At 56.4% G+C, this 20,621-nt stretch carries 19 protein-coding genes; 10 read left to right on the plus strand and 9 right to left on the minus strand.

Going from position 1 to position 20,621, the window contains the following annotated elements; genetic code table 11:
- The first annotated feature begins 46 nt into the window (after window positions 1-46).
- From parC to H7R56_RS03720, 4 genes are all read left to right on the plus strand, one after another.
- The gene (parC, locus tag H7R56_RS03705; RefSeq protein ID WP_106929673.1) at window positions 47-2,305 is read left to right on the plus strand and encodes a DNA topoisomerase IV subunit A; all 2,259 of its coding nucleotides are present in this window, start codon (window positions 47-49) and stop codon (window positions 2,303-2,305) included.
- A 217-nt stretch (window positions 2,306-2,522) separates the two neighbouring features.
- The gene (locus H7R56_RS03710; RefSeq protein WP_106929675.1) at window positions 2,523-3,260 is read left to right on the plus strand and encodes a 1-acylglycerol-3-phosphate O-acyltransferase; all 738 of its coding nucleotides are present in this window, start codon (window positions 2,523-2,525) and stop codon (window positions 3,258-3,260) included.
- Window positions 3,261-3,357: 97 nt separating this feature from the next.
- Entirely contained in the window at window positions 3,358-4,770 is a 1,413-nt protein-coding gene (gene ftsP / locus H7R56_RS03715; RefSeq protein ID WP_182928510.1) for a cell division protein FtsP, read from the plus strand.
- A gap of 136 nt (window positions 4,771-4,906) precedes the next feature.
- The gene (locus tag H7R56_RS03720) at window positions 4,907-7,123 is read left to right on the plus strand and encodes a YgiQ family radical SAM protein (RefSeq protein ID WP_182928511.1); all 2,217 of its coding nucleotides are present in this window, start codon (window positions 4,907-4,909) and stop codon (window positions 7,121-7,123) included.
- A gap of 24 nt (window positions 7,124-7,147) precedes the next feature.
- Here H7R56_RS03720 and H7R56_RS03725 read toward each other — a convergent pair whose 3' ends face one another.
- The 4 genes from H7R56_RS03725 to yqhD form a co-directional block, all read right to left on the minus strand.
- Complete coding sequence (locus H7R56_RS03725) at window positions 7,148-8,107, minus strand: DUF3828 domain-containing protein (protein ID WP_181358035.1); 960 nt, start codon at window positions 8,105-8,107, stop codon at window positions 7,148-7,150.
- A gap of 47 nt (window positions 8,108-8,154) precedes the next feature.
- Window positions 8,155-8,631 carry an HIT family protein gene (locus H7R56_RS03730; RefSeq protein WP_106929683.1) on the minus strand — a complete coding sequence of 159 codons (477 nt, stop codon included), beginning with the start codon at window positions 8,629-8,631 and terminating at the stop codon, window positions 8,155-8,157.
- Window positions 8,632-8,712: 81 nt separating this feature from the next.
- Complete coding sequence (dkgA, locus tag H7R56_RS03735) at window positions 8,713-9,540, minus strand: 2,5-didehydrogluconate reductase DkgA (RefSeq protein WP_182928512.1); 828 nt, start codon at window positions 9,538-9,540, stop codon at window positions 8,713-8,715.
- A gap of 102 nt (window positions 9,541-9,642) precedes the next feature.
- Window positions 9,643-10,806 (minus strand): alcohol dehydrogenase, encoded by a 1,164-nt coding sequence (yqhD, locus tag H7R56_RS03740; protein ID WP_106929687.1) that lies wholly within the window; start codon window positions 10,804-10,806, stop codon window positions 9,643-9,645.
- 196 nt (window positions 10,807-11,002) lie between these two features.
- Here yqhD and H7R56_RS03745 point away from each other — a divergent pair, with 196 nt between their 5' ends.
- Window positions 11,003-11,893, plus strand: coding sequence for an AraC family transcriptional regulator (locus H7R56_RS03745; protein WP_106929691.1), 891 nt, complete (start codon window positions 11,003-11,005; stop codon window positions 11,891-11,893).
- Between the two features lie 113 nt (window positions 11,894-12,006).
- Here the strand turns inward: H7R56_RS03745 and yghB are convergent, their stop codons facing one another.
- Complete coding sequence (gene yghB / locus H7R56_RS03750) at window positions 12,007-12,666, minus strand: DedA family general envelope maintenance protein YghB (protein ID WP_106929693.1); 660 nt, start codon at window positions 12,664-12,666, stop codon at window positions 12,007-12,009.
- A gap of 243 nt (window positions 12,667-12,909) precedes the next feature.
- Window positions 12,910-14,097 carry a cystathionine beta-lyase gene (gene metC / locus H7R56_RS03755; protein ID WP_182928513.1) on the minus strand — a complete coding sequence of 396 codons (1,188 nt, stop codon included), beginning with the start codon at window positions 14,095-14,097 and terminating at the stop codon, window positions 12,910-12,912.
- Window positions 14,098-14,348: 251 nt separating this feature from the next.
- On the opposite strand from metC, the gene exbB reads away from it, so the two are divergent.
- From exbB to H7R56_RS03770, 3 genes are all read left to right on the plus strand, one after another.
- Entirely contained in the window at window positions 14,349-15,080 is a 732-nt protein-coding gene (gene exbB, locus H7R56_RS03760) for a tol-pal system-associated acyl-CoA thioesterase (protein ID WP_106929699.1), read from the plus strand.
- Between the two features lie 6 nt (window positions 15,081-15,086).
- Window positions 15,087-15,512: a TonB system transport protein ExbD gene (exbD, locus tag H7R56_RS03765; protein ID WP_106929701.1), complete on the plus strand. Its 426-nt coding sequence runs from the start codon at window positions 15,087-15,089 to the stop codon at window positions 15,510-15,512.
- Between the two features lie 232 nt (window positions 15,513-15,744).
- On the plus strand, window positions 15,745-17,196 hold the full coding sequence (locus H7R56_RS03770) for a methyl-accepting chemotaxis protein (RefSeq protein WP_106929703.1): 1,452 nt from the start codon (window positions 15,745-15,747) through the stop codon (window positions 17,194-17,196).
- A gap of 80 nt (window positions 17,197-17,276) precedes the next feature.
- Here H7R56_RS03770 and H7R56_RS03775 read toward each other — a convergent pair whose 3' ends face one another.
- Both H7R56_RS03775 and H7R56_RS03780 read right to left on the minus strand, forming a co-directional pair.
- The gene (locus H7R56_RS03775; protein ID WP_106929705.1) at window positions 17,277-17,720 is read right to left on the minus strand and encodes a cytoplasmic protein; all 444 of its coding nucleotides are present in this window, start codon (window positions 17,718-17,720) and stop codon (window positions 17,277-17,279) included.
- A gap of 2 nt (window positions 17,721-17,722) precedes the next feature.
- Window positions 17,723-18,118 (minus strand): hypothetical protein, encoded by a 396-nt coding sequence (locus H7R56_RS03780; RefSeq protein WP_106929707.1) that lies wholly within the window; start codon window positions 18,116-18,118, stop codon window positions 17,723-17,725.
- A 103-nt stretch (window positions 18,119-18,221) separates the two neighbouring features.
- Here H7R56_RS03780 and H7R56_RS03785 point away from each other — a divergent pair, with 103 nt between their 5' ends.
- Together H7R56_RS03785 and H7R56_RS03790 are read left to right on the plus strand one after the other, a co-directional pair.
- Window positions 18,222-18,731 (plus strand): ESA_00282 family adhesion-associated protein, encoded by a 510-nt coding sequence (locus H7R56_RS03785; protein ID WP_182928514.1) that lies wholly within the window; start codon window positions 18,222-18,224, stop codon window positions 18,729-18,731.
- A gap of 70 nt (window positions 18,732-18,801) precedes the next feature.
- A complete protein-coding gene (locus H7R56_RS03790) occupies window positions 18,802-19,299 on the plus strand; it encodes a TIGR00645 family protein (RefSeq protein ID WP_106929711.1) in 498 nt (165 codons plus the stop codon).
- Between the two features lie 217 nt (window positions 19,300-19,516).
- Here H7R56_RS03790 and H7R56_RS03795 read toward each other — a convergent pair whose 3' ends face one another.
- Window positions 19,517-20,557 carry an aldo/keto reductase gene (locus H7R56_RS03795; protein ID WP_106929713.1) on the minus strand — a complete coding sequence of 347 codons (1,041 nt, stop codon included), beginning with the start codon at window positions 20,555-20,557 and terminating at the stop codon, window positions 19,517-19,519.
- Window positions 20,558-20,621 lie beyond the last annotated feature (64 nt).

A 20,621-nucleotide genomic window follows, 5' to 3' on the forward strand; every position in this document is an offset into this window, starting at 1 on the left:
TATTGCCGTCCGAACGGTCAGCATGCAGATTGAGGATCCACTGTTAATGAGCGATATGGCAGAGCGCCTTGCGCTACATGAATTTACGGAAAACGCCTACTTAAATTACTCCATGTACGTCATCATGGACCGCGCGTTGCCGTTTATTGGCGACGGCCTGAAGCCGGTTCAGCGCCGCATCGTTTACGCGATGTCGGAGCTGGGGCTGAACGCCAGCGCCAAATTCAAAAAATCCGCCCGTACCGTCGGCGACGTGCTGGGTAAATATCACCCGCACGGCGACAGCGCGTGCTATGAAGCGATGGTGCTGATGGCGCAGCCGTTCTCCTACCGTTACCCGCTGGTTGATGGCCAGGGGAACTGGGGGGCGCCGGATGACCCGAAATCCTTCGCCGCAATGCGTTACACCGAATCGCGCCTGTCGAAGTACTCCGAACTGCTGCTCAGCGAGCTGGGCCAGGGCACGGCGGACTGGGTGCCGAACTTTGACGGCACGATGCAGGAGCCGAAAATGCTGCCTGCGCGTCTGCCAAACATCTTGCTGAACGGCACCACCGGTATTGCCGTGGGCATGGCGACGGATATCCCGCCGCACAACCTGCGTGAAGTGGCGAAAGCGGCGATTACGTTGATTGAAAAACCGCAAACCACCCTCGACGAGGTGCTGGATATCGTCCAGGGGCCGGACTACCCGACCGAAGCGGAAATCATCACCTCCCGTGCGGAAATCCGCAAAATTTACCAGAACGGTCGCGGCTCTGTGCGTATGCGCGCGGTGTGGACGAAAGAAGACGGCGCGGTGGTGATTACCGCGCTGCCGCACCAGGTGTCCGGCGCGAAGGTGCTGGAGCAAATTGCCGCCCAGATGCGCAATAAAAAGCTGCCGATGGTAGATGACCTGCGCGATGAATCTGACCACGAGAACCCGACCCGTCTGGTGATCGTACCGCGCTCCAACCGCGTGGACATGGAGCCGGTGATGCATCACCTGTTCGCCACCACCGATCTGGAAAAAAGCTACCGCATTAACCTGAACATGATCGGCCTTGACGGCCGCCCAGCGGTGAAAAATCTGCTGGAAATCCTCACCGAGTGGCTGGCGTTCCGCCGCGACACGGTGCGCCGTCGTCTGAACTACCGTCTGGAGAAAGTGCTCAAGCGCCTGCATATCCTCGAAGGCTTGCTGGTGGCGTTTCTCAACATCGATGAAGTTATCGAGATTATCCGCCACGAAGATGAGCCGAAGCCCGCGCTGATGTCGCGCTTTGGCATCAGCGAAACCCAGGCGGAAGCGATCCTTGAGCTGAAGCTGCGCCATCTCGCCAAACTCGAAGAGATCAAGATTCGCGGCGAGCAGGACGAACTGGCTAAAGAGCGCGATCATCTGCAGGCCATCCTTGCCTCCGAGCGTAAGATGAGCAATCTGCTGAAGAAAGAGCTGCAGGCCGACGCCGAAGCCTTCGGCGACGACCGTCGTTCACCGCTGCGCGAGCGTGAAGAGGCGAAGGCGATGAGTGAGCACGACATGCTGCCGTCTGAGCCGGTCACCATCGTGCTGTCGCAAATGGGCTGGGTGCGCAGCGCCAAAGGCCACGATATCGACGCGCAGGGCCTGAGCTACAAATCCGGCGACAGCTGGAAGGCGTCGGTGAAAGGCAAGAGCAACCAGCCGGTAGTGTTTGTTGATACTACCGGGCGCAGCTACGCCATCGACCCGATCACGCTGCCGTCCGCGCGCGGGCAGGGCGAGCCGCTCACCGGCAAGCTAACGCTGCCGCCGGGAGCGACCGTTGAGCATATGCTGATGGAAGGCGACGACACGAAGCTGCTGATGGCTTCCGACGCGGGCTACGGTTTCATCTGCACCTTCAATGACCTTGTCGCGCGTAACCGTGCCGGTAAGGCGCTGATTTCACTGCCGGATAACGCGCACGTGATGCCGCCACTGGTGATTGAAGACGAGTCGGATATGCTGCTGGCCATTACCGCCGCGGGCCGTATGCTGATGTTCCCGCTGAGCGATCTGCCGCAGCTGTCGAAAGGTAAGGGCAACAAGATTATCAATATTCCGTCGGCGGAAGCCGCCAGCGGTACCGATAGTCTGGCGCACCTGTACATCCTGCCGCCGCAGAGCACGCTGACCTTCCACGTCGGCAAGCGTAAGATCAAACTGCGCCCGGAAGAGCTGCAAAAAGTGACCGGCGAGCGCGGCCGCCGTGGGACGCTGATGCGCGGCCTGCAGAAAATCGACCGTGTCGACATTGATTCGCCGCAGCGCGCGCAGGCGGCCGACAGCGAAGAGTAAGCGTTTCCCCCGTCATCGGGCGGGGGAAAAATTGCTGCAAAACCGTTGTTAATTCAACCATTGCGATTAACAATACCCCTTTGCAGGGGTCTGCAAGTAACCAAGCCCTGTCCGGTATACGTGCCCCGTCAGGCGGGCTGAAAATGTGCGTTTTACGTACATATCAGCGGTGCATCGACGGGTATAATTCTAAGCGGTTCAGGGTTCAGAGGACGCTATGCTATTTATTTTACGTGTCATTATTGTTGTCATTTACTGCATTCTGGTATGCATCTTTGGCTGTATCTACTGTCTGTTCAGCCCGCGTAACCCAAAACACGTTGCCACCTTTGGCCACATGTTCGGCCGACTGGCACCGGTCTTCGGTTTAAAAGTGGAAACCCGCAAGCCGGCCAATGCCGACAGCTTTGGCAACGCTATCTACATCGCTAACCACCAGAACAACTACGACATGGTGACTGCGGCCAATATCGTGCTGCCGCCTACCGTTACGGTTGGGAAGAAAAGTCTGGTATGGGTTCCGTTCTTCGGCCTGCTGTACTGGCTAACGGGTAACCTGCTGATTGACCGTAACAACCGCGCGAAAGCGCACGGTACGATCTCTGAAGTGGTGAACAGTTTTCAGACACGCAAAATCTCCTTCTGGATGTTCCCGGAAGGCACCCGCAGCCGCGGCCGTGGCCTGCTGCCGTTTAAAACCGGCGCGTTCCACGCGGCTATCGCCTCCGGCGTACCGATTATTCCGGTCTGCGTGTCGAACACCTCGAACAAAATCAAGCTCAACCGCTGGAACAATGGCCTGGTGATTGTGGAAATGCTGGACCCGATCGACACCAGCGCGTGGGGCAAAGATCAGGTACGCGAGCTGGCGAAACACTGCCGCGAAGTGATGAAGGCGAAAATTGACGAGCTGGACCAGGAAGTGGCCGCGCGCGAGTCTGCCGCTAAAAAATAATGACCGTCGGCGGCGCGCAAACGCGCTTGCCGTATGCCGTTTTGCTGTTGGGAAAGTGATTTCCCACGTTTGATTTGTCAGTTTTGATGGAGCTTATATGTCACTCAGTCGGCGTCAGTTTATTCAGGCTTCGGGCGTTGCGCTTTGCGCAGGCGCGGTGCCGCTGAAGGCGCAGGCCGCAGGGCAGCAGCCCGCGCTGCCGGTACCTCCGCTGCTGGAGTCTCGTCGCGGACAGCCCCTTTTCTTAACGCTACAGCGTGCGCACTGGTCTTTTAGCCAGGGCACCCGCGCGCAGGTATGGGGCGTCAACGGCCGCTACCTTGGGCCGACTATCCGCGTCTGGAACGGCGATGACGTTAAGCTCATTTACAGTAACCGCCTCACCGAAAATGTCGCCATGACCGTGCGCGGCCTGCAGGTGCCGGGGCCGCTGATTGGCGGCGCGGCGCGCATGATGACGCCTAATGCCGACTGGGCGCCGGTGCTGCCGATCCGCCAAAGTGCGGCGACCCTGTGGTATCAGGCCAACACGCCGAACCATATGGCGCAGCAGGTCTATAACGGCCTGGCGGGCATGTGGCTCGTGGAAGATGAAGTAAGTAAGTCCTTACCATTCCCCAGCCACTACGGCGTGGACGACTTTCCGATCATCATTCAGGACAAACGGCTGGACAACTTCGGTACGCCCGTTTATAGCGAACCGGGCAGCGGCGGTTTTGTGGGTGACACGCTGCTGGTGAACGGCGTGCAGGGCCCCTACGTCGAGGTTTCTCGCGGCTGGGTGCGCCTGCGCCTGCTCAACGCTTCAAACTCACGCCGCTATATGCTGCGTATGAGCGACGGGCGCGCGCTGCACGTGATTTCCAGCGATCAGGGCTTCCTGCCGGCACCGGTTTCGACGACCCAGCTGTCGCTGGCGCCGGGCGAGCGCCGCGAAGTGCTGGTCGATATGACCAACGGTGATGAAGTGTCCATCACCTGCGGCGAGTCTGCCAGCATTATGGATCGCATCCGCGGCTTCTTTGAGCCATCGAGCATACTGGTTTCCACGCTGGTGCTAACCCTACGCCCGACGGGCCTGTTGCCGTTAGTGACCGATAACTTACCGATGCGTATCCTGCCGACGGAAATACTCAGCGGTACGCCGCTGCGCAGCCGTGATATTCGACTGGGCGACGATCCTGGTATCAACGGTCAGCTGTGGGACCCGCAGCGTATTGATATTACCGCGCAGCAGGGCACCTGGGAGCGCTGGACGGTGCGCGCGGACGCGCCGCAGTCGTTCCATATTGAAGGTGTGATGTTCCAGATTCGTAACGTCAACGGCGCGATGCCGTTGCCGGAAGATCGCGGCTGGAAAGACACCGTCTGGATTGACGGCCAGGTCGAGCTGCTGGTCTACTACGGTCAGCCGTCGTGGCCGCACTTCCCGTTCCAGTTCGCCAGCCAGACGCTGGAGCTGGTCGATCGCGGCTCCATTGGCCAGATTCTGGTGAACCCCGCGCCGTAAGACATCGCTAAACAACCCGGCCGAGCGTCGCGACGCCGGGGTTATCAACGCGTTAAAAAATCCCGTTTCATAGAACGTCGATCGGGCTTATAATCCCCGACCTTTGATTATTTTTTTACCATTTTTTGGAAGCAACATGAGCGCTATCTCCCTGATCCAACCGGATCGCGACCTTTTCTCCTGGCCGCAGTACTGGGCCGCCTGCTTTGGGCCGGCACCGTTTTTGCCGATGTCACGTGAAGAGATGGATCAACTTGGCTGGGATAGCTGCGACATCATTCTGGTAACCGGCGACGCCTACGTCGACCACCCGAGCTTCGGGATGGCAATTTGCGGCCGTATGCTGGAAGCGCAGGGCTTCCGCGTAGGGATCATCGCCCAGCCGGACTGGAACAGCAAAGACGACTTTATGCGTCTGGGCAAACCCAATCTGTTCTTCGGGGTTACCGCCGGTAACATGGACTCGATGATCAACCGCTACACCGCCGGCCGGAAGCTGCGTCATGACGACGCCTACACCCCGGACAACGTGGCGGGCAAGCGCCCGGACCGCGCGACGCTGGTGTATACCCAACGCTGTAAAGAAGCGTGGAAAGATGTGCCGGTGATCCTCGGCGGTATTGAAGCCAGCCTGCGTCGTACCGCGCACTATGACTACTGGTCTGATACCGTGCGCCGCTCGGTGCTGATCGACGCCAAGGCCGATATGCTGATGTTCGGCAACGGCGAACGCCCGCTGGTGGAAGTGGCTCACCGCCTGGCGCTGGGCGAAAAAATCACTGAAATTCGCGATGTGCGCAACACCGCGATTATCGTTAAAGAAGCGCTGCCGGGCTGGTCCGGCGTCGACTCCACCCGTATCGACACCCCGGGGAAAATCGACCCCATTCCGCACCCGTACGGGGAAGACCTGCCGTGCGCCGACAACAAGCCGGTAGCGCCGAAAAAGCAGGAAGCAAAAGTGGTTACCGTACAGCCGCCGCGTCCGAAACCGTGGGAAAAAACCTACGTGCTGCTGCCGTCGTTTGAAAAAGTGAAAAACGATAAGGTACTGTACGCTCACGCTTCGCGCATTCTTCACCATGAAACCAACCCGGGCAGCGCCCGTGCGCTGATGCAGAAGCAGGGCGACCGCTATATCTGGATTAACCCGCCGGCTATCCCGCTGTCGACCGAAGAGATGGACAGCGTATTTGCGCTGCCGTATAAGCGTGTGCCGCATCCTGCATACGGCAAGGCGCGTATTCCGGCGTATGAGATGATTCGCTTCTCTATCAACATCATGCGCGGCTGCTTTGGCGGATGCTCGTTCTGCTCGATTACCGAGCACGAAGGGCGCATTATTCAAAGCCGTTCTGAAGATTCGATCATCAACGAAATCGAAGCCATTCGCGACACGGTGCCCGGTTTTACCGGCATTATCTCCGACCTTGGTGGCCCGACGGCCAACATGTACATGCTGCGCTGTAAGTCGCCGCGTGCCGAGCAGACCTGCCGTCGTCTCTCCTGCGTGTACCCGGAAATTTGCCCGCATATGGATACCGACCATACGCCGACCATCAACCTGTATCGCCGCGCCCGCGACCTGAAAGGCATCAAAAAGATCCTGATCGCTTCCGGCGTGCGTTATGACCTGGCCGTGGAAGACCCGCGCTACATTAAAGAGCTGGCGACGCACCACGTCGGCGGCTACCTGAAGATTGCGCCGGAGCACACTGAAGAAGGGCCGTTGTCGAAAATGATGAAGCCGGGGATGGGCAGCTATCACCGCTTTAAAGAGCTGTTTGACACCTATTCGAAGCAGGCGGGCAAAGAACAGTATCTGATCCCTTACTTTATCTCCGCGCACCCAGGCACGCGTGATGAAGATATGGTGAACCTGGCGCTGTGGCTCAAGCAGCACCGTTTCCGCCTCGATCAGGTACAAAACTTCTATCCATCGCCGCTGGCGAACTCGACCACCATGTATTACACCGGCAAGAACCCGCTGGGTAAAATTGGCTATAAGAGTGAAGACGTGGTGGTGCCGAAGGGCGATAAACAGCGCCGTCTGCATAAAGCGCTGCTGCGCTATCACGATCCGGCTAACTGGCCGCTGATCCGTACCGCGCTAGAGGCGATGGGGAAAAAGCATCTGATCGGCAGCCGTCGCGATTGCCTGGTCCCGGCGCCAACGCTGGATGAGATGCGCGAAGCGCGTCGCCAGAATCGCAATACGCGCCCGGCGCTGACCAAGCATACGCCGGTGGCACATCAGCGCCAGACGCCGACAGCGGCGAAAAGAGCTCCTGCCGCACAGCCGCGTAAGCCATCGGCCGACGCGATGAAAAAACGGGCCAAACCGGCGCGTTAATGCGCTGAGACCCGCGGTGTGTCATCAGGTTGATGGCGTGCCGCGGGTTGCTCTGTCCTCAGCGGCCACGCTGCGCAGCCGCTGTAAAAGGCTGCCTTCCCCGGGAAGAATCACATCTTCTATCACCCAATTATTCTCTATTTTGCTTAGCACGATATCGCGCTCGCCGGGTGTATTTTCGTTGAGCCAATACGCAACGTGAATTTTGGCCTGCCCGGTATTTTGCTCCACCACGTTCATGGCGATGATTTTTTGAAAGTCGCCCTCGCTGCATCCGCATAATGGGTTGCTATTGATATATTCCAGCGTGTGGGGATCTTCAAACGTTTTACCGCTATTGCCTTCCGCATGTTCATAATCGATGAGCGCCTGAAGCAGCTTTGGAGTCGCCATCGCCGTCCAGGGGACGGGAGAATGAGCAAGCTGCGCATAGACGCGCTGGACAAAAATCTGCGGCTGCGGATGCTGTAATCCCACGAGACTGGCACGCATCCGTTGGTTTTCGGCATGGAGTCTTTGGTAGAGCGTAACGCCATTGCTGTCGCTATCGATTACGTCATCAATCCTCCAGCGATCGCCTTCGGCAATCAGCGTCAGCGTAATGAGCGTGAGGACCGCGCTATCGCTTTTTAGCGGATGAAAGCGCACCGTGACCTCGGCGTGCGTGGCATCACTTTGCGTGGCCTGGATGCTTTCCACAAAGGGGGATTCAAAATCCTGGCAGCCGCACATCGGGTCGTAATCCAGAAAGCCTTCATCACCCGGCAGGATATAGCGATCGTTTTCGTTTAATTCTTCGACCAGGCGCTGAGAGATAATTCGCGTTTCGCCCGTTTCACCAAAGTAGACGAACTGCTCATCGTTCAGATAGGCGTGGTAAAGCTGTTCAACGGTTTGTTGTGGTGAAAGCGTCGGCTGCGCCAGGGCGCTGGTGCTCAGCCACAAGAGCGGCAGTAAAAACAACCCACGGATCATTTTTCCCATTCTGCATTTCCTTTGCATGATGCATGTTATCCCGACGCGCCTTAATGTTACCGGCTCTCCGATTTTTCCTGCATATCTCTGATTCTTTTTGCCAGCGCCGCCAGCTGTTCGTCATCCGCGCGTTCATGATCGTGTGAGGATAAATACCCTTCATACTGCGTGAAGAATTTTGTCTGCCGGTTTTCGATCGGCCGCCACTGGCGCATATCGCCGGTGCCGTGCATCGGGCTGAGCTTACTGTGCACATGATCGACGCCGAAGCCTTCAAAGAACATCCCGGTGCGCCCCACGTCGTCGAAGGTGTTATCCAGTAATTTGGCGACCTTCTGCGTCGCCAGCACTAAGTCTGCCAGCGCCTGCGGCGGCATATCGAATGCGTAGCTGGGGTAGTGTTTTTTAGGGATCACGACGGTGAAGCCTTCGGTATTGGGGAAAATCGATAAAAAGGCGAGATGATGTTCGTCTTCCCAGACCTTATGGCAGGGGGCTTTACCTTCAACTATCTGGCAAAAAATGCAGCTCATGGCGTCCTCTCCGTTAACGTAGAATCGTTACTGTAGCAGACGCAGGCAATAAAAAACCCGGCGTGAGCCGGGCTTGAGAGATTAACCGCCGAACTGGTCAGGATCCGGCCCTAAACGCTTGCGTTGATCCAGCGCGGCGATAGCGGTGAGCTCGTCTTTATCCAGGCGGAAGTCCCAGACGTCGAAGTTTTCGGCGATGCGCGACGGCGTCACCGATTTTGGAATCACCACCAGACCGCTGTCGAGATGCCAGCGAATGACGATCTGCGCCGGGGTTTTCCCGTACTTGTCGGCAAGATGACGAATCACTTTCTGATCGAACACGCCTTCGCCCCCCTGTGCCAGCGGGCTCCACGATTCGGTCTGAATTTTGTGGGTGGCGTTCCACGCATTCAGCTGGCGTTGCTGCATCAGCGGATGCAGTTCAATCTGGTTAATCACCGGCGCAACGCCGGTTTCGTCAATCAGCCGCTGCAGATGCGGAGCCTGGAAGTTACACACGCCAATGCTCTTGACCAGGCCCTGTTGTTGCAGCGCAATCAGCGCTTTCCATGCGTCAATAAAGTGATCCGATGTGGGCACTGGCCAGTGGATCAGGTACAGATCGAGATAGTCGAGCTGCAAATGTTCCAGGCTTTCCTGCAGCGCGTCGGCGGCGCGCAGATGGGAGTCATTCCACAGCTTGGTGGTGATAAACAGATCTTCACGCGCAATGCCTGCGCTCTTAATCGCTTTACCCACGCCTGACTCATTTTTGTAGGCGGCGGCAGTATCAATGGAACGGTAACCGACCTCAATCGCCTTGTGGATTGCGGTCACGACTTCTTCATTACTGGCCTGCCATACGCCCAGGCCCAGCTGCGGCATTACATTGCCATCGTGCAGTTTAATCACGGTTGGTTGTGTCATGCATTTCTCCTTTTCATCAGCTTATCGGGGCGTGCCCCGATAAGGTTTGTAGGATTAAGTCTGGTCTAAATATGCCAAAACGAAAGGTAAAGCGAGGATGGATTAGCGAGCGGCTTCGTAAATACGACGGCTCACGTCGAGGGTAATATCCTGATTTTCACCCAGTTTAGTCATACCGTGCTCTTCGAGTTTTTTCAGCAGCGCCGGGATGGAGCTGCCGTCCAGACCGTAGTCAGACAGGCGGGTTGGTACGCCCATTTTTTCAAAGAAGCTGCGGGTTGCGGCGATGGCGGCATCGATACGCGCATCGTCTGTGCCTTCGGTAATGTTCCATACGCGTTCGGCATATTGCAGCAGCTTAGCGCGCTTGGTGTCGCGTTTTTCATTCCACAGTGCCGGCAGCACGATAGCCAGCGTCTGCGCGTGATCCAGACCGTGCATTGCGGTCAGCTCATGCCCCAGCATATGGGTTGCCCAGTCCTGCGGCACACCCGCGCCGATCAGACCGTTAAGCGCCTGGGTGGCGGCCCACATAATGTTGGCGCGCACGTCGTAGTTTTCCGGTTCCTGAAGCGCTTTCGGGCCATCTTCGACCAGGGTCAGCAGAATGCCTTCGGCAAAGCGGTCCTGAATTTTACCGTCAACAGGGTAGGTCACGTACTGTTCAACGGTGTGAACGAAGGCGTCGACAACGCCGTTAGCGACCTGGCGCGGCGGCAGGGTGTAGGTGTAAACCGGGTCCAGAATGGCGAACTGCGGCTGGACGTGCGCAGACATAAAGGCACGTTTGTCGCCGGTGGTTTTACGGGAGATGACCGCGCCTTTATTTGACTCAGAACCGGTCGCCGGCAGGGTCAGGACGGAGCCCATCGGGATAGCGCTTTTTACATTGCTGCCGTAGGTTTCGAGAATTTCCCACGGATCGATGCTTTCATCGTAGTGCGCCGCAGCGGCGATAAATTTAGTGCCGTCGAGTACGGAACCGCCGCCGACTGCCAGCAGGAAAGTCACCTTTTGCTCGCGGGCAATCTTCACCGCGTTCATGAGCGTTTCATAGGACGGGTTTGGCTCGATGCCGCCGAATTCCAGCACATCCAGGCCTTTCAGCGCGGCCAGAACCTGATCCAGTACGCCGGTTTTTTTCACGCTGCCGCCGCCGTAGGTAATCAGTACGCGGGCGTCTGCCGGGATCTGAGCGCGCAGATTTTCGATAGCGCCTTTACCGAACAGGATGCGGGTCGGGGTGTGAAGATCAAAATTAAACATTGCTCGTTCCCTTCTTGGTGGGTGAAAAACAAGGTGGCGAAAGGTCGCCGCCGAATGACATCATTGTGGTCCTCGTCGCCGTACCTCTCAATGCACATTTCTGCGTTTGTCTTGCCCATTTCTCCATATGGCTGGAGAATTACGTTAATGATGGTCACAATGATTGCGTTGGAAAAGGCATCTGGAGCCCCCGTTGATGAACCGTGACGAAATCTGTGCGCTGCTGACAGAGAAAATTAAGCAGCTGAAAAATAACGAACAAAATCTTCAGGCGCTGCTGCCGGAGATTCAGCTTATCTACGGCACCCGGCCAAACGGACGCACGCCGGTGATGTACCGGCCGGGCATCGTTTTTCTCTTTTCCGGCTATAAAATCGGTTATATCAACGACCGTACCTTCCGCTACGATGCGAACGAATACCTGCTGCTGACGGTACCTTTACCCTTCGAATGTGAAACTTTTGCGACTGAAGATGCGCCGCTGGCCGGTCTGCGGCTTGATGTCGATCTGTTTCAGCTTCAGGCGCTGCTGATGGACATTGGCGAAGACCCACTGTTTCGCCCCTCGGTGGCGGAAAGCGGCATCAACTCGGCGACGCTGTCTGAGGAGATCCTCTGCGCCGCTGAGCGCCTGCTGGACGTGATGGAACGCCCGCTGGACGCTCGTATTCTCGGCAAACAGATTATTCGTGAGATGCTGTACCACGTGCTGACCGGGCCGCGCGGCGGCGCGCTGATGGCGCTGGTCAGCCGCCAGACGCACTTTAGCCAGATAGGCCGGGTACTGAAGCGCATTGAAAGCCAGTACACCGAATCGCTGAGCGTCGATCAGCTGGCCGCCGAAGCAAACATGAGCCTGTCAGCGTTCCACCATAATTTTAAGTCAGTCACCAGCACTTCGCCGCTGCAATATCTGAAAACCTATCGGCTGCATAAAGCACGGATGATGATGGCGCACGATGGGCTGAAGGCCAGCGCAGCGGCCATGCAGGTGGGTTACGAAAGCGCGTCGCAGTTTAGCAGGGAGTTTAAGCGGTACTTCGGGCTCACGCCGGGGGAGGATGCGGCACGGCTGCGTGGCATGTAATCGGGAGCCAGATAAAGAGGTTTGCCTGATAAGCGCAGCGCCATCAGGCAAACCCGGCGCACGTTGCCGGATGGCGGCGTAAATGCCTTATCCGGCCTACGTGTGCTATGCGATCAAGCGTCGCAATACTTTTTCTTGATAACCACAATCACCGTGCCGAGCAGCCCGACAACCAGCAGGAAAATCGGCAGAATCATCAGGAAGGTCATCACCTGATCTTCATGGCGCTTCACGAACGGAATCATGCTGATGGCATAGCCCAGACTGGTGACCACGCCCACCCACAGCAGCGCGCTTAGCCAGTTAAACAGCTGGAAGCGACGATTCGGCAGGCCGGAAATGCCCGCCATTGTTGGCAGCAGGGTGCGCACGAATGCCAGGAAGCGCCCGGCGAGCAGCGCCAGCAGGCCGTGGCGGTCGAACATACAGGTTGCGCGCTGATGGTATTTTTCCGGCAGCTGTGCGAGCCAGCCTTTTACCACTCGGGTGTTGCCCAGCCAGCGGCCCTGAATATAGCTCAGCCAGCAGCCGAGGCTGGCGGCGGTGGTCAGGATGACGAGGGTAGGGACGTAGCCCATCACGCCCTTGGCGATGAGCGCGCCCGCCAATAGCAATAGGCTATCGCCGGGGAGGAAGGAGGCGGGGAGCAGGCCGTTTTCCAGAAACAGAGTGGCAAACATGACCAGATAAACAACCCCCACGACGTGCGGATTCGCCAGGGCAGCAAAATCGTGCTGCCAAAGCGCGGCGACTATATCTTGAATAACGACCATGGACATTCCTGTGGAACAGCGTTTTCACTTATTGTACGCCCGAATTCTTAAGAACACCTTGATCCCGGACGCAACAAATGAAGCCGTATTGTTCAGCCTGGCTGACAATCACGTGAAATTTGTTTACGCCTGGCGACGAGGGCACTCGGGAACCGACTGTTCTCAACATCGGTGACGCCGCCGTAGGCTGCGCCAAAAACATTGCTAACCCGCCCGGCACTGACCATGCCGGGCCCGGCTATGTTACACGATGCGGGCGAATCCTGCCGCTAAATCCTCAATCAGATCGTCAACGTTCTCCAGGCCGATGTGAACGCGGATGAGCGTGCCCTCAAAATCAATCTTACCTTCAGGGCGGATGCTGGCGAGCTCTTCCGGTTGGTTGGCCAGAATAAGCGATTCAAAGCCGCCCCACGAGTACGCCATGCTGAACAGCGAAAAGTTATCGAGATACTGCGCCAGCTCATCGTTATTCAGACGTTTATTCAAAACGAAGGAGAACAGGCCGCTGCTGCCGGTGAAGTCGCGCTGCCAGAACTCATGGCCTTTGCTGCCCGGCAGCGCCGGGTGGTTAACGCGCGCCACCTGCGGCTGCTGTGCCAGCCATTCGGCAATTTTCAGGCTGCTTTCATGGTGCTGGCGCAGGCGCACGCCCAGCGTGCGCAGGCCGCGGCTGGTCATATAGGCGGTATCCGCGTCGAGCATCTGACCCATCAGGTAGGCATTTTCGCGCAGCTGCGCCCAGCAGCGTTCATTGGCTACCGCCGTACCGACCATGGCGTCTGAGTGACCAATTAAATATTTGGTGCCGGCCTGAATGGAAATATCGATATCGAAATCGAGCGCTTTGAACAGAATCCCCGCCGCCCAGGTGTTGTCGATCATGATGATCGCCTCGGGCGCAACGCTGCGCACGGCGGCAACAATCGCCGGCACGTCATGCACTTCCATGGTGATCGAACCCGGTGATTCCAGGAACACCACTTTGGTGTTGGGCTGGATCAGGCCAGCAATGTCGGCGCCAATCAACGGGTCGAACCAGCCGGTGCTTACGCCCAGCTTGCCAAGAATTTTGGTGCAAAAATCCTGCGTCGGCTCATAGGCGGTGTTGGTCAGCAGGACGTGATCGCCCTGCTCGACGAAGGCCAGAATGGTGTTGGCGACCGCCGCCGCACCGCAGGGGAAGAGCGCGCAGCCGGCGCCGCCTTCCAGCTCGCACATGGCCTCCTGGAGTGAGAAATGCGTGAGCGTCCCGCGACGGCCATAAAACAGCTCGCCGTTGGCGCGGTTACGGGTTGCCTGTTTCTTGGCGGCAACGGTCTCGAAAACCAGCGAAGAGGCGCGCTGAATCACGCTGTTTACCGATCCCTGGGTGTATTTTTTGCTGCGTCCGGCGTTAACCAGCGCGGTATCAAGGTGCTTGTCTGCCATCTTGGGTCTACCTGTTTTTATACGTCTGGACGTCTAAACTATCACGATTGTTCATGCGATGGCGCGTTGCAAACGCATACAGGAGAAAATTTTGCCAAAAAGCGCGCAGAAAACTTTTTTACTGCGTAAGCGCAAGGAAAATAAGTGTGATTTGAGTCAATATGTAAATACTAATGAGAACTACTATCAATTCGACGTTGTTTTGATATTATTGGTCTCAGATTTTGTGATTTATGTCCTGGAGATACACAGTGGGTAATAATTTGATGCAGGCGGATCTCTCCGTTTGGGGTATGTATCATCATGCCGACATCGTGGTTAAAGTGGTCATGATTGGCTTGATACTGGCATCCGTCGTCACCTGGGCTATTTTCTTCAGCAAGGGCGCCGAGCTCATTTCTCATAAGCGCCGCCTCAAGCGCGAACAGAAGCTGTTAGCCGATGCGCGTTCACTCAATCAGGCGCACGAAACGGCCGCCGCATTCGACGCCCGCAGCCTGAGCAGCCAGCTGATTAATGAAGCGCAGAACGAACTCGAGCTTTCGGCCGGTTCGCAAGACAACGAAGGCATTAAAGAACGTACCGGTTTCCGTCTTGAACGTCGCGTTGCGGCGGTAGGCCGTCACATGGGACGCGGTAACGGCTTCCTCGCGACCATCGGTGCTATCTCTCCGTTCGTCGGCCTGTTCGGCACCGTATGGGGCATCATGAACAGCTTTATCGGTATCGCCCAGACCCAAACCACTAACCTGGCGGTGGTGGCACCGGGTATCGCAGAAGCCCTGCTGGCGACTGCGATTGGCCTGTTTGCCGCGATTCCGGCGGTGGTGATTTATAACGTCTTCGCGCGTCTCATCGGCGGCTTCAAGGCCAACCTTAGCGATGTGGCCGCCCAGGTTCTGCTGCTGCAGAGTCGCGATCTGGATCTCAGCGCCAGCGGCGTGCATCCGGTCCGTACCGCCCAGAAATTACGAGTAGGTTAATGCCCCATGGCAATGCGTCTTAATGAAAATCTGGACGACACCGGCGAAATGCATGAAATCAACGTGACGCCGTTTATCGACGTCATGCTGGTGCTCTTGATTATCTTCATGGTTGCCGCACCGCTGGCGACCGTCGATGTCAAAGTGAATCTGCCGGCGTCTTCTAGCCAACCGCAGCCACGCCCGGAAAAACCGGTCTACCTGTCGGTGAAAGCGGATAAATCGATGTTCCTCGGTAATGATCCCATCACCGATGACAATATGGTCACGGCGCTGGAAGCGCTGACGGAAGGCAAGAAAGACACCACCATCTTCTTCCGCGCCGATAAAACGGTGGACTATGAAACGATGATGAAGGTTATGGATACGCTTCATCAGGCGGGCTATCTGAAGATTGGCCTGGTTGGCGAAGAGACCGTCGCGAAAAAATAATCACACCGGATGGCGCGCTCTGCGCCATCCGTTATATCCCCCTGATAATATCATATTTATCTTAAGTCTTATTTTCTGCACGGCATTTCTGCTGATATTTAAATGTTATTTAGCAGTGCTTCATTCGCGTTATATATTTTTAACGTTAGAGTGGCTAGCCTGAAATAACCTTTCTACGCTTAATTCTGAACGCTAACAATAATATATAAACCTGCAGCGGACGGACATTATCATGGCCATAATATCTTTGCGACAAGCTGAAGGCACGCATCGTGACCTCATCTCGTTATCGACAATTCGTCAGAGGGCGGACCGCCTGCTGTTGGTGCTGGTTTGGGTTATGTGGTTTATTTCGCTCGCGGTGGGATGGCGCCATGATAATCCTGCTCTGGCGTTGCTGGTGGCAAGCTGTCTGACTGTCCTTGGCACCATCATGACGCTGCTTTTCTCCGGCAGACTGATCGCCCGGCTGGCTTATGCTGTTATTTTGATGGCCTACTCTGCGCTACTTATTCAGCTTGGTGAAGGGGAAACTGAATATCATTTTTCGGTATTTGTACTGCTCTCTGCGCTGCTGGCCTGGCGTGATTGGCGGCCGTTAATTATGGGTGCGGCGGTGATTGCGCTGCATCATCTGGTGTTTAATTATTTACAGCAATATGGCTTATTTCATATTGCCGTCTTTATGCACCCCGGCCTGCATATGGTGATTATGCACGGCCTGTTTGTGGTCGTGCAGACGGTATTCCTGGTCTTTCTGGCAGTACGCATGGAGCAGGATGCTCGCTCGGCCAGCGAGGTGGCGAAGCTGGCGGCGGTGATTAACCGCGAGTCGGGTTACCTGACGCTTGAGCGCGACAGCAAAACCAGCCGTTCGCCTTTTGCCCGTACCTTTAGCCTGACGCTCGACGCCATGCGAACGACGCTGGAGCAGGTAAGCGGCAACGTTTCTCAACTGCTGGATGCATCGCAAACGCTGCTGCAGCGCAATACGGCGCTGTCTGAACGTACGGACAGCCAGGCGCGTTCGTTGGCGGTCACCGCCAGCGCCATGGAACAGCTCGCCGCCGCCGCCTCGCTCACCAGCGAGAAGGCCAGCGAAGCGCGATCGCTGGCAGAGCAGGCCAGCGGCGTAGCGCGAGAAGGGGGAGAGAATATCCGCGCGGCGATGGCGTCCATGACGCACATCCGTGATGAATCGCAAAAGATCAGCGGCATTCTGGAGATGATTGACGGCATCGCCTTCCAGACGAATATTCTGTCGCTCAATGCTTCCGTTGAAGCGGCCAGAGCCGGCGCGCACGGCAAAGGGTTTGCCGTCGTGGCTGCCGAAGTGCGCACGCTGGCGCTCCGCTGTGAAGGCGCTGCACGCGATATCCGCCAGCTCATTTCCGCCTCAGTCGAGCGTACGCATCAGGGGAGTGAGCAGGTTGAGCGGGCCGGGAAAACCATGGCGGCGATCATCAGCAACATTGATAGTCTGCAATCCTGCGTCGACGTGCTTTCATCTATGAGCGACCAGCAGCGCGCCAGCGTTCTCCAGATGAAGGGCAGTATTGCCCACATTGATGCCAGCGTGCAGGAGAACGCACAGCACGTGGCGCAAACTATTCAGGTGGCGCATCAGCAGCAGCAGCAAACCGGTGAACTGAAGTCGGCGATTTCGGTATTCAGGCTGGTGTAAGTGCATAAAATACAGCGCGCCGTTGATGTAAGCGTTTCGTTAGTTCGAGGAACACGAGCATCGGGTCACTGCGCGTTCGATCACTTCGCCATTGCGATAATCGGCTGATCCGGGCGTTTTTCGCCCTCTTTTTCGGTCTTCAGGATCACGTTTGAAGTGCGGTAATCACCATCTGCAAGCCCGCGGCTGATCTCAAGGGTTGCGGCCTCGCGGTTCAGCACGTGCTGATAGCAGGATTCGGTATGTGCCAGAATTTTGTCGCGCAGGTGCGGGTAGCGGGCCATCACTTCACACAGCGCGGCGCCCAGAATCTCTTCTTTTACCTGGTAGGCGTATATTTCGTGGCGATGCTGCCACTTCATCTTGACCAGCGCTGCGGGGATAGGCTCAGAGAGGCCGGAAATACGCCGTCCTTCGGAGTTTTTTTCCTCGCGTAACGTCTGGAGATTACGCTGAAGGATAGTCTCATCACTGATCTGTGGGCTTAACGGTATATTAGCCGCACTAACATCGACAAGTTTCATGTTCACTTATCCGTCAGATTATAAAATAAGGGAACGGTTCTTTCCTGGGTCATTAAATTAAGCCAGATTTTATTACCGTCTTCATTTATCTCCTGGGTTTTTATCTCCATAATTTGGCTTAGCTCCAGCGCGGAGATCTCCCCCTGAACCACCAGGTTATTTAGCATAAGTGCAAAAGCTTCAATTTTTGCAATGCGATATAACCTGTCTTTAATATGACGATCGCGCTCTTCCAGCAGCGGGTTACGTGACTGGCCGCCGCCAATCAAGACGTCGTCCTGCCAGAACGCGAGCGAGACTTTCTCAGGCTCGCCCCCCTGGCTGGCCTGTGCATCCTTGTTTTCTGCGTCCAATGCCGGTATGCAGAAACGGGCTGGGATAAGGGTTTCAGCAATCATATAGGCGTCGTTTGTCGAATGGCTGGGGCGTGTTTTTTATTATAGTGAGGTTCGTTGACATTAACATGGTGCACTTTTAAAATCAAAAAAAGTGGAGAAAGCCATGAGCGGTATTATTTATTTTGTGATGCTGTTGCTGTTACTTACCGTCGTTATTTTAATTTTTATGTATGGCCAAAATAACGAAACATCTGAAACCAATAATGAAACCGTTCCCTCCCCGGCGGCGGCACCGCTGGACAAAGACGAAGGCGAAAACCATTTTGCCGCGCTGATGAGCCGGATCACGCCTGCCTGGTACTGGCGTATTAATCATGAATATATCGATTTTGTCCAGTCGACGATTAAGCGTATGTCCACCGAACGGTTGAAAGAGACCCCTGGCCTGTTTGAAGCGCAGGAACGCTGTCGCAATCTCAACGGCGCAGTTTATGAATATTACGATGAGATTAAGCGCCGCTGCCTGAAAGGCGAGCGGGTCACCGACGTTGACCCGGTGGTGCTTGGCCTGCAGCAGTGCTACGAGGAGTTTGCCGAGGAGGCCTATCCCGAGCTGGTGGCGCTGGTGTGGCCGGACTTACAGCGACCGTTTGTCCGCACACATGATGTGTGATCTGAAGTGTTGATGTGATGTTGCCTGATTGAGATATACTAGGGCGAATCTGACTCAAAAACAGGACATTATGGAACGCTTTCTGGAAAATGCGATGTACGCATCGCGCTGGCTTCTGGCCCCGGTTTATTTCGGTCTTTCTCTGGCGCTGCTGGCCCTGACCCTGAAGTTCTTTCAGGAGATTCTGCATGTACTGCCGAACATTTTCAGCATGGCGGAAGCCGATCTGATCCTGACGCTGCTGTCGCTGGTGGATATGACGCTGGTGGGTGGCCTGCTGGTGATGGTGATGTTTTCTGGCTATGAAAACTTTGTCTCGCAGCTGGATATCAGCGAGCACAAAGAGAAGCTGAGCTGGCTGGGCAAAATGGATGCCACTTCGCTGAAGAATAAAGTGGCGGCGTCGATTGTTGCTATCTCGTCTATTCACCTGCTGCGGGTGTTTATGGACGCTAAAAACGTACCGGATAACAAACTGATGTGGTACGTGATTATTCACCTGACCTTTGTTCTGTCGGCCTTTGTGATGGGCTATCTCGATAGCCTGACCCGCGGGAAAAAGTCGTGATGTAGGCCGGATAAGGCGTTCACGCCGCCATCCGGCAACGTGCGCCGAAATGCCTGATGGCGCTACGCTTATCAGGCCTACAGATTCTCCCAGCGCGGCTGTGGTGATATGCACGACATGTAGGCCGGATAAAGCGTTCACGCCGCCATCCGGCAGAGTGCGCCGAAATGCCTGATGGCGCTATGCTTATCAGGCCTACAGATACTCCCGGGCGCGCTTACTTATCCGACGACGCCTGCCACAAATTCAACTGCCCATCGGCGACATGCTTGTCAATCTGCGCCAGTTCCTCTGCTGAGAAGCTCAGGTTCGCCAGCGCCTTCACGTTCTCTTCGATTTGTTCCGGCCGGCTGGCACCAATCAGCACGGATGTCACGCGGCTGTCCTTCAGCAGCCAGCTTAGGGCCATCTGCGCCATCGACTGCCCGCGCCGTTGCGCCATTTCGTTGAGCAGGCGCAGGCTGCTGAGGTTGCTTTCGCTCAGCATATTTTCCGTCAGGCCGCGCGCCTTTTTGCCTTCCGTTTGCATGCGCGAACCGTCCGGAATGCCGTTAAGGTATTTGCCGGTCAATAGCCCCTGCGCTAGCGGGGTAAACGCGATGCAGCCGATGCCGTTGTCCGCTAGCGTATCCAGCAGACCGCTCTTATCGACCCAGCGGTTGAGCAGGTTATAAGAAGGTTGGTGAATCAACAGGGGGATTTTCCACTCGCGCAGCAGTGCGGCCATCGCCTGCGTACGCTCAGATGAGTAAGAGGAAATGCCGACGTACAGCGCCTTGCCGCTCTGTACCGCCTGAGCCAGCGCGCTGGCGGTCTCTTCCATCGGCGTTTTCTCATCAACGCGATGAGAATAGAAAATATCGACGTAGTCCAGCCCCATCCGCTGGAGGCTCTGGTCGAGGCTTGCCAGCAGATACTTGCGCGAGCCGCCGGAACCATAAGGCCCCGGCCACATATCGTATCCGGCTTTGGTGGAGACGATCAGCTCGTCGCGGTAGCTGGCGAAGTCCTCCTTCAGCAGGCGGCCAAAGTTCTCTTCGGCGCTGCCCGGCGGCGGGCCATAGTTATTCGCCAGATCGAAATGGGTGATCCCGCAGTCAAAGGCTTTACGCAGCAGCGCGCGCTGGCCTTCTAACGCGTGGATGTGGCCAAAACTGTGCCATAGGCCAAGGGACAGTGCAGGGAGCTGTAAACCGCTGCGGCCGCAGTAGCGATACTGCATGTCTTCATAACGGGCTGGGTTTGCTTGCCAGGCCATAGTTTCTCCTTCTTTTTTTGAAACGCTGTTTCCAGAATACTGGCTTTACGCCAGGCCGCCCGTC

The organism is Klebsiella sp. WP3-W18-ESBL-02 (genome assembly GCF_014168815.1).
Lineage (GTDB): Bacteria > Pseudomonadota > Gammaproteobacteria > Enterobacterales > Enterobacteriaceae > Kluyvera > Kluyvera ascorbata_B.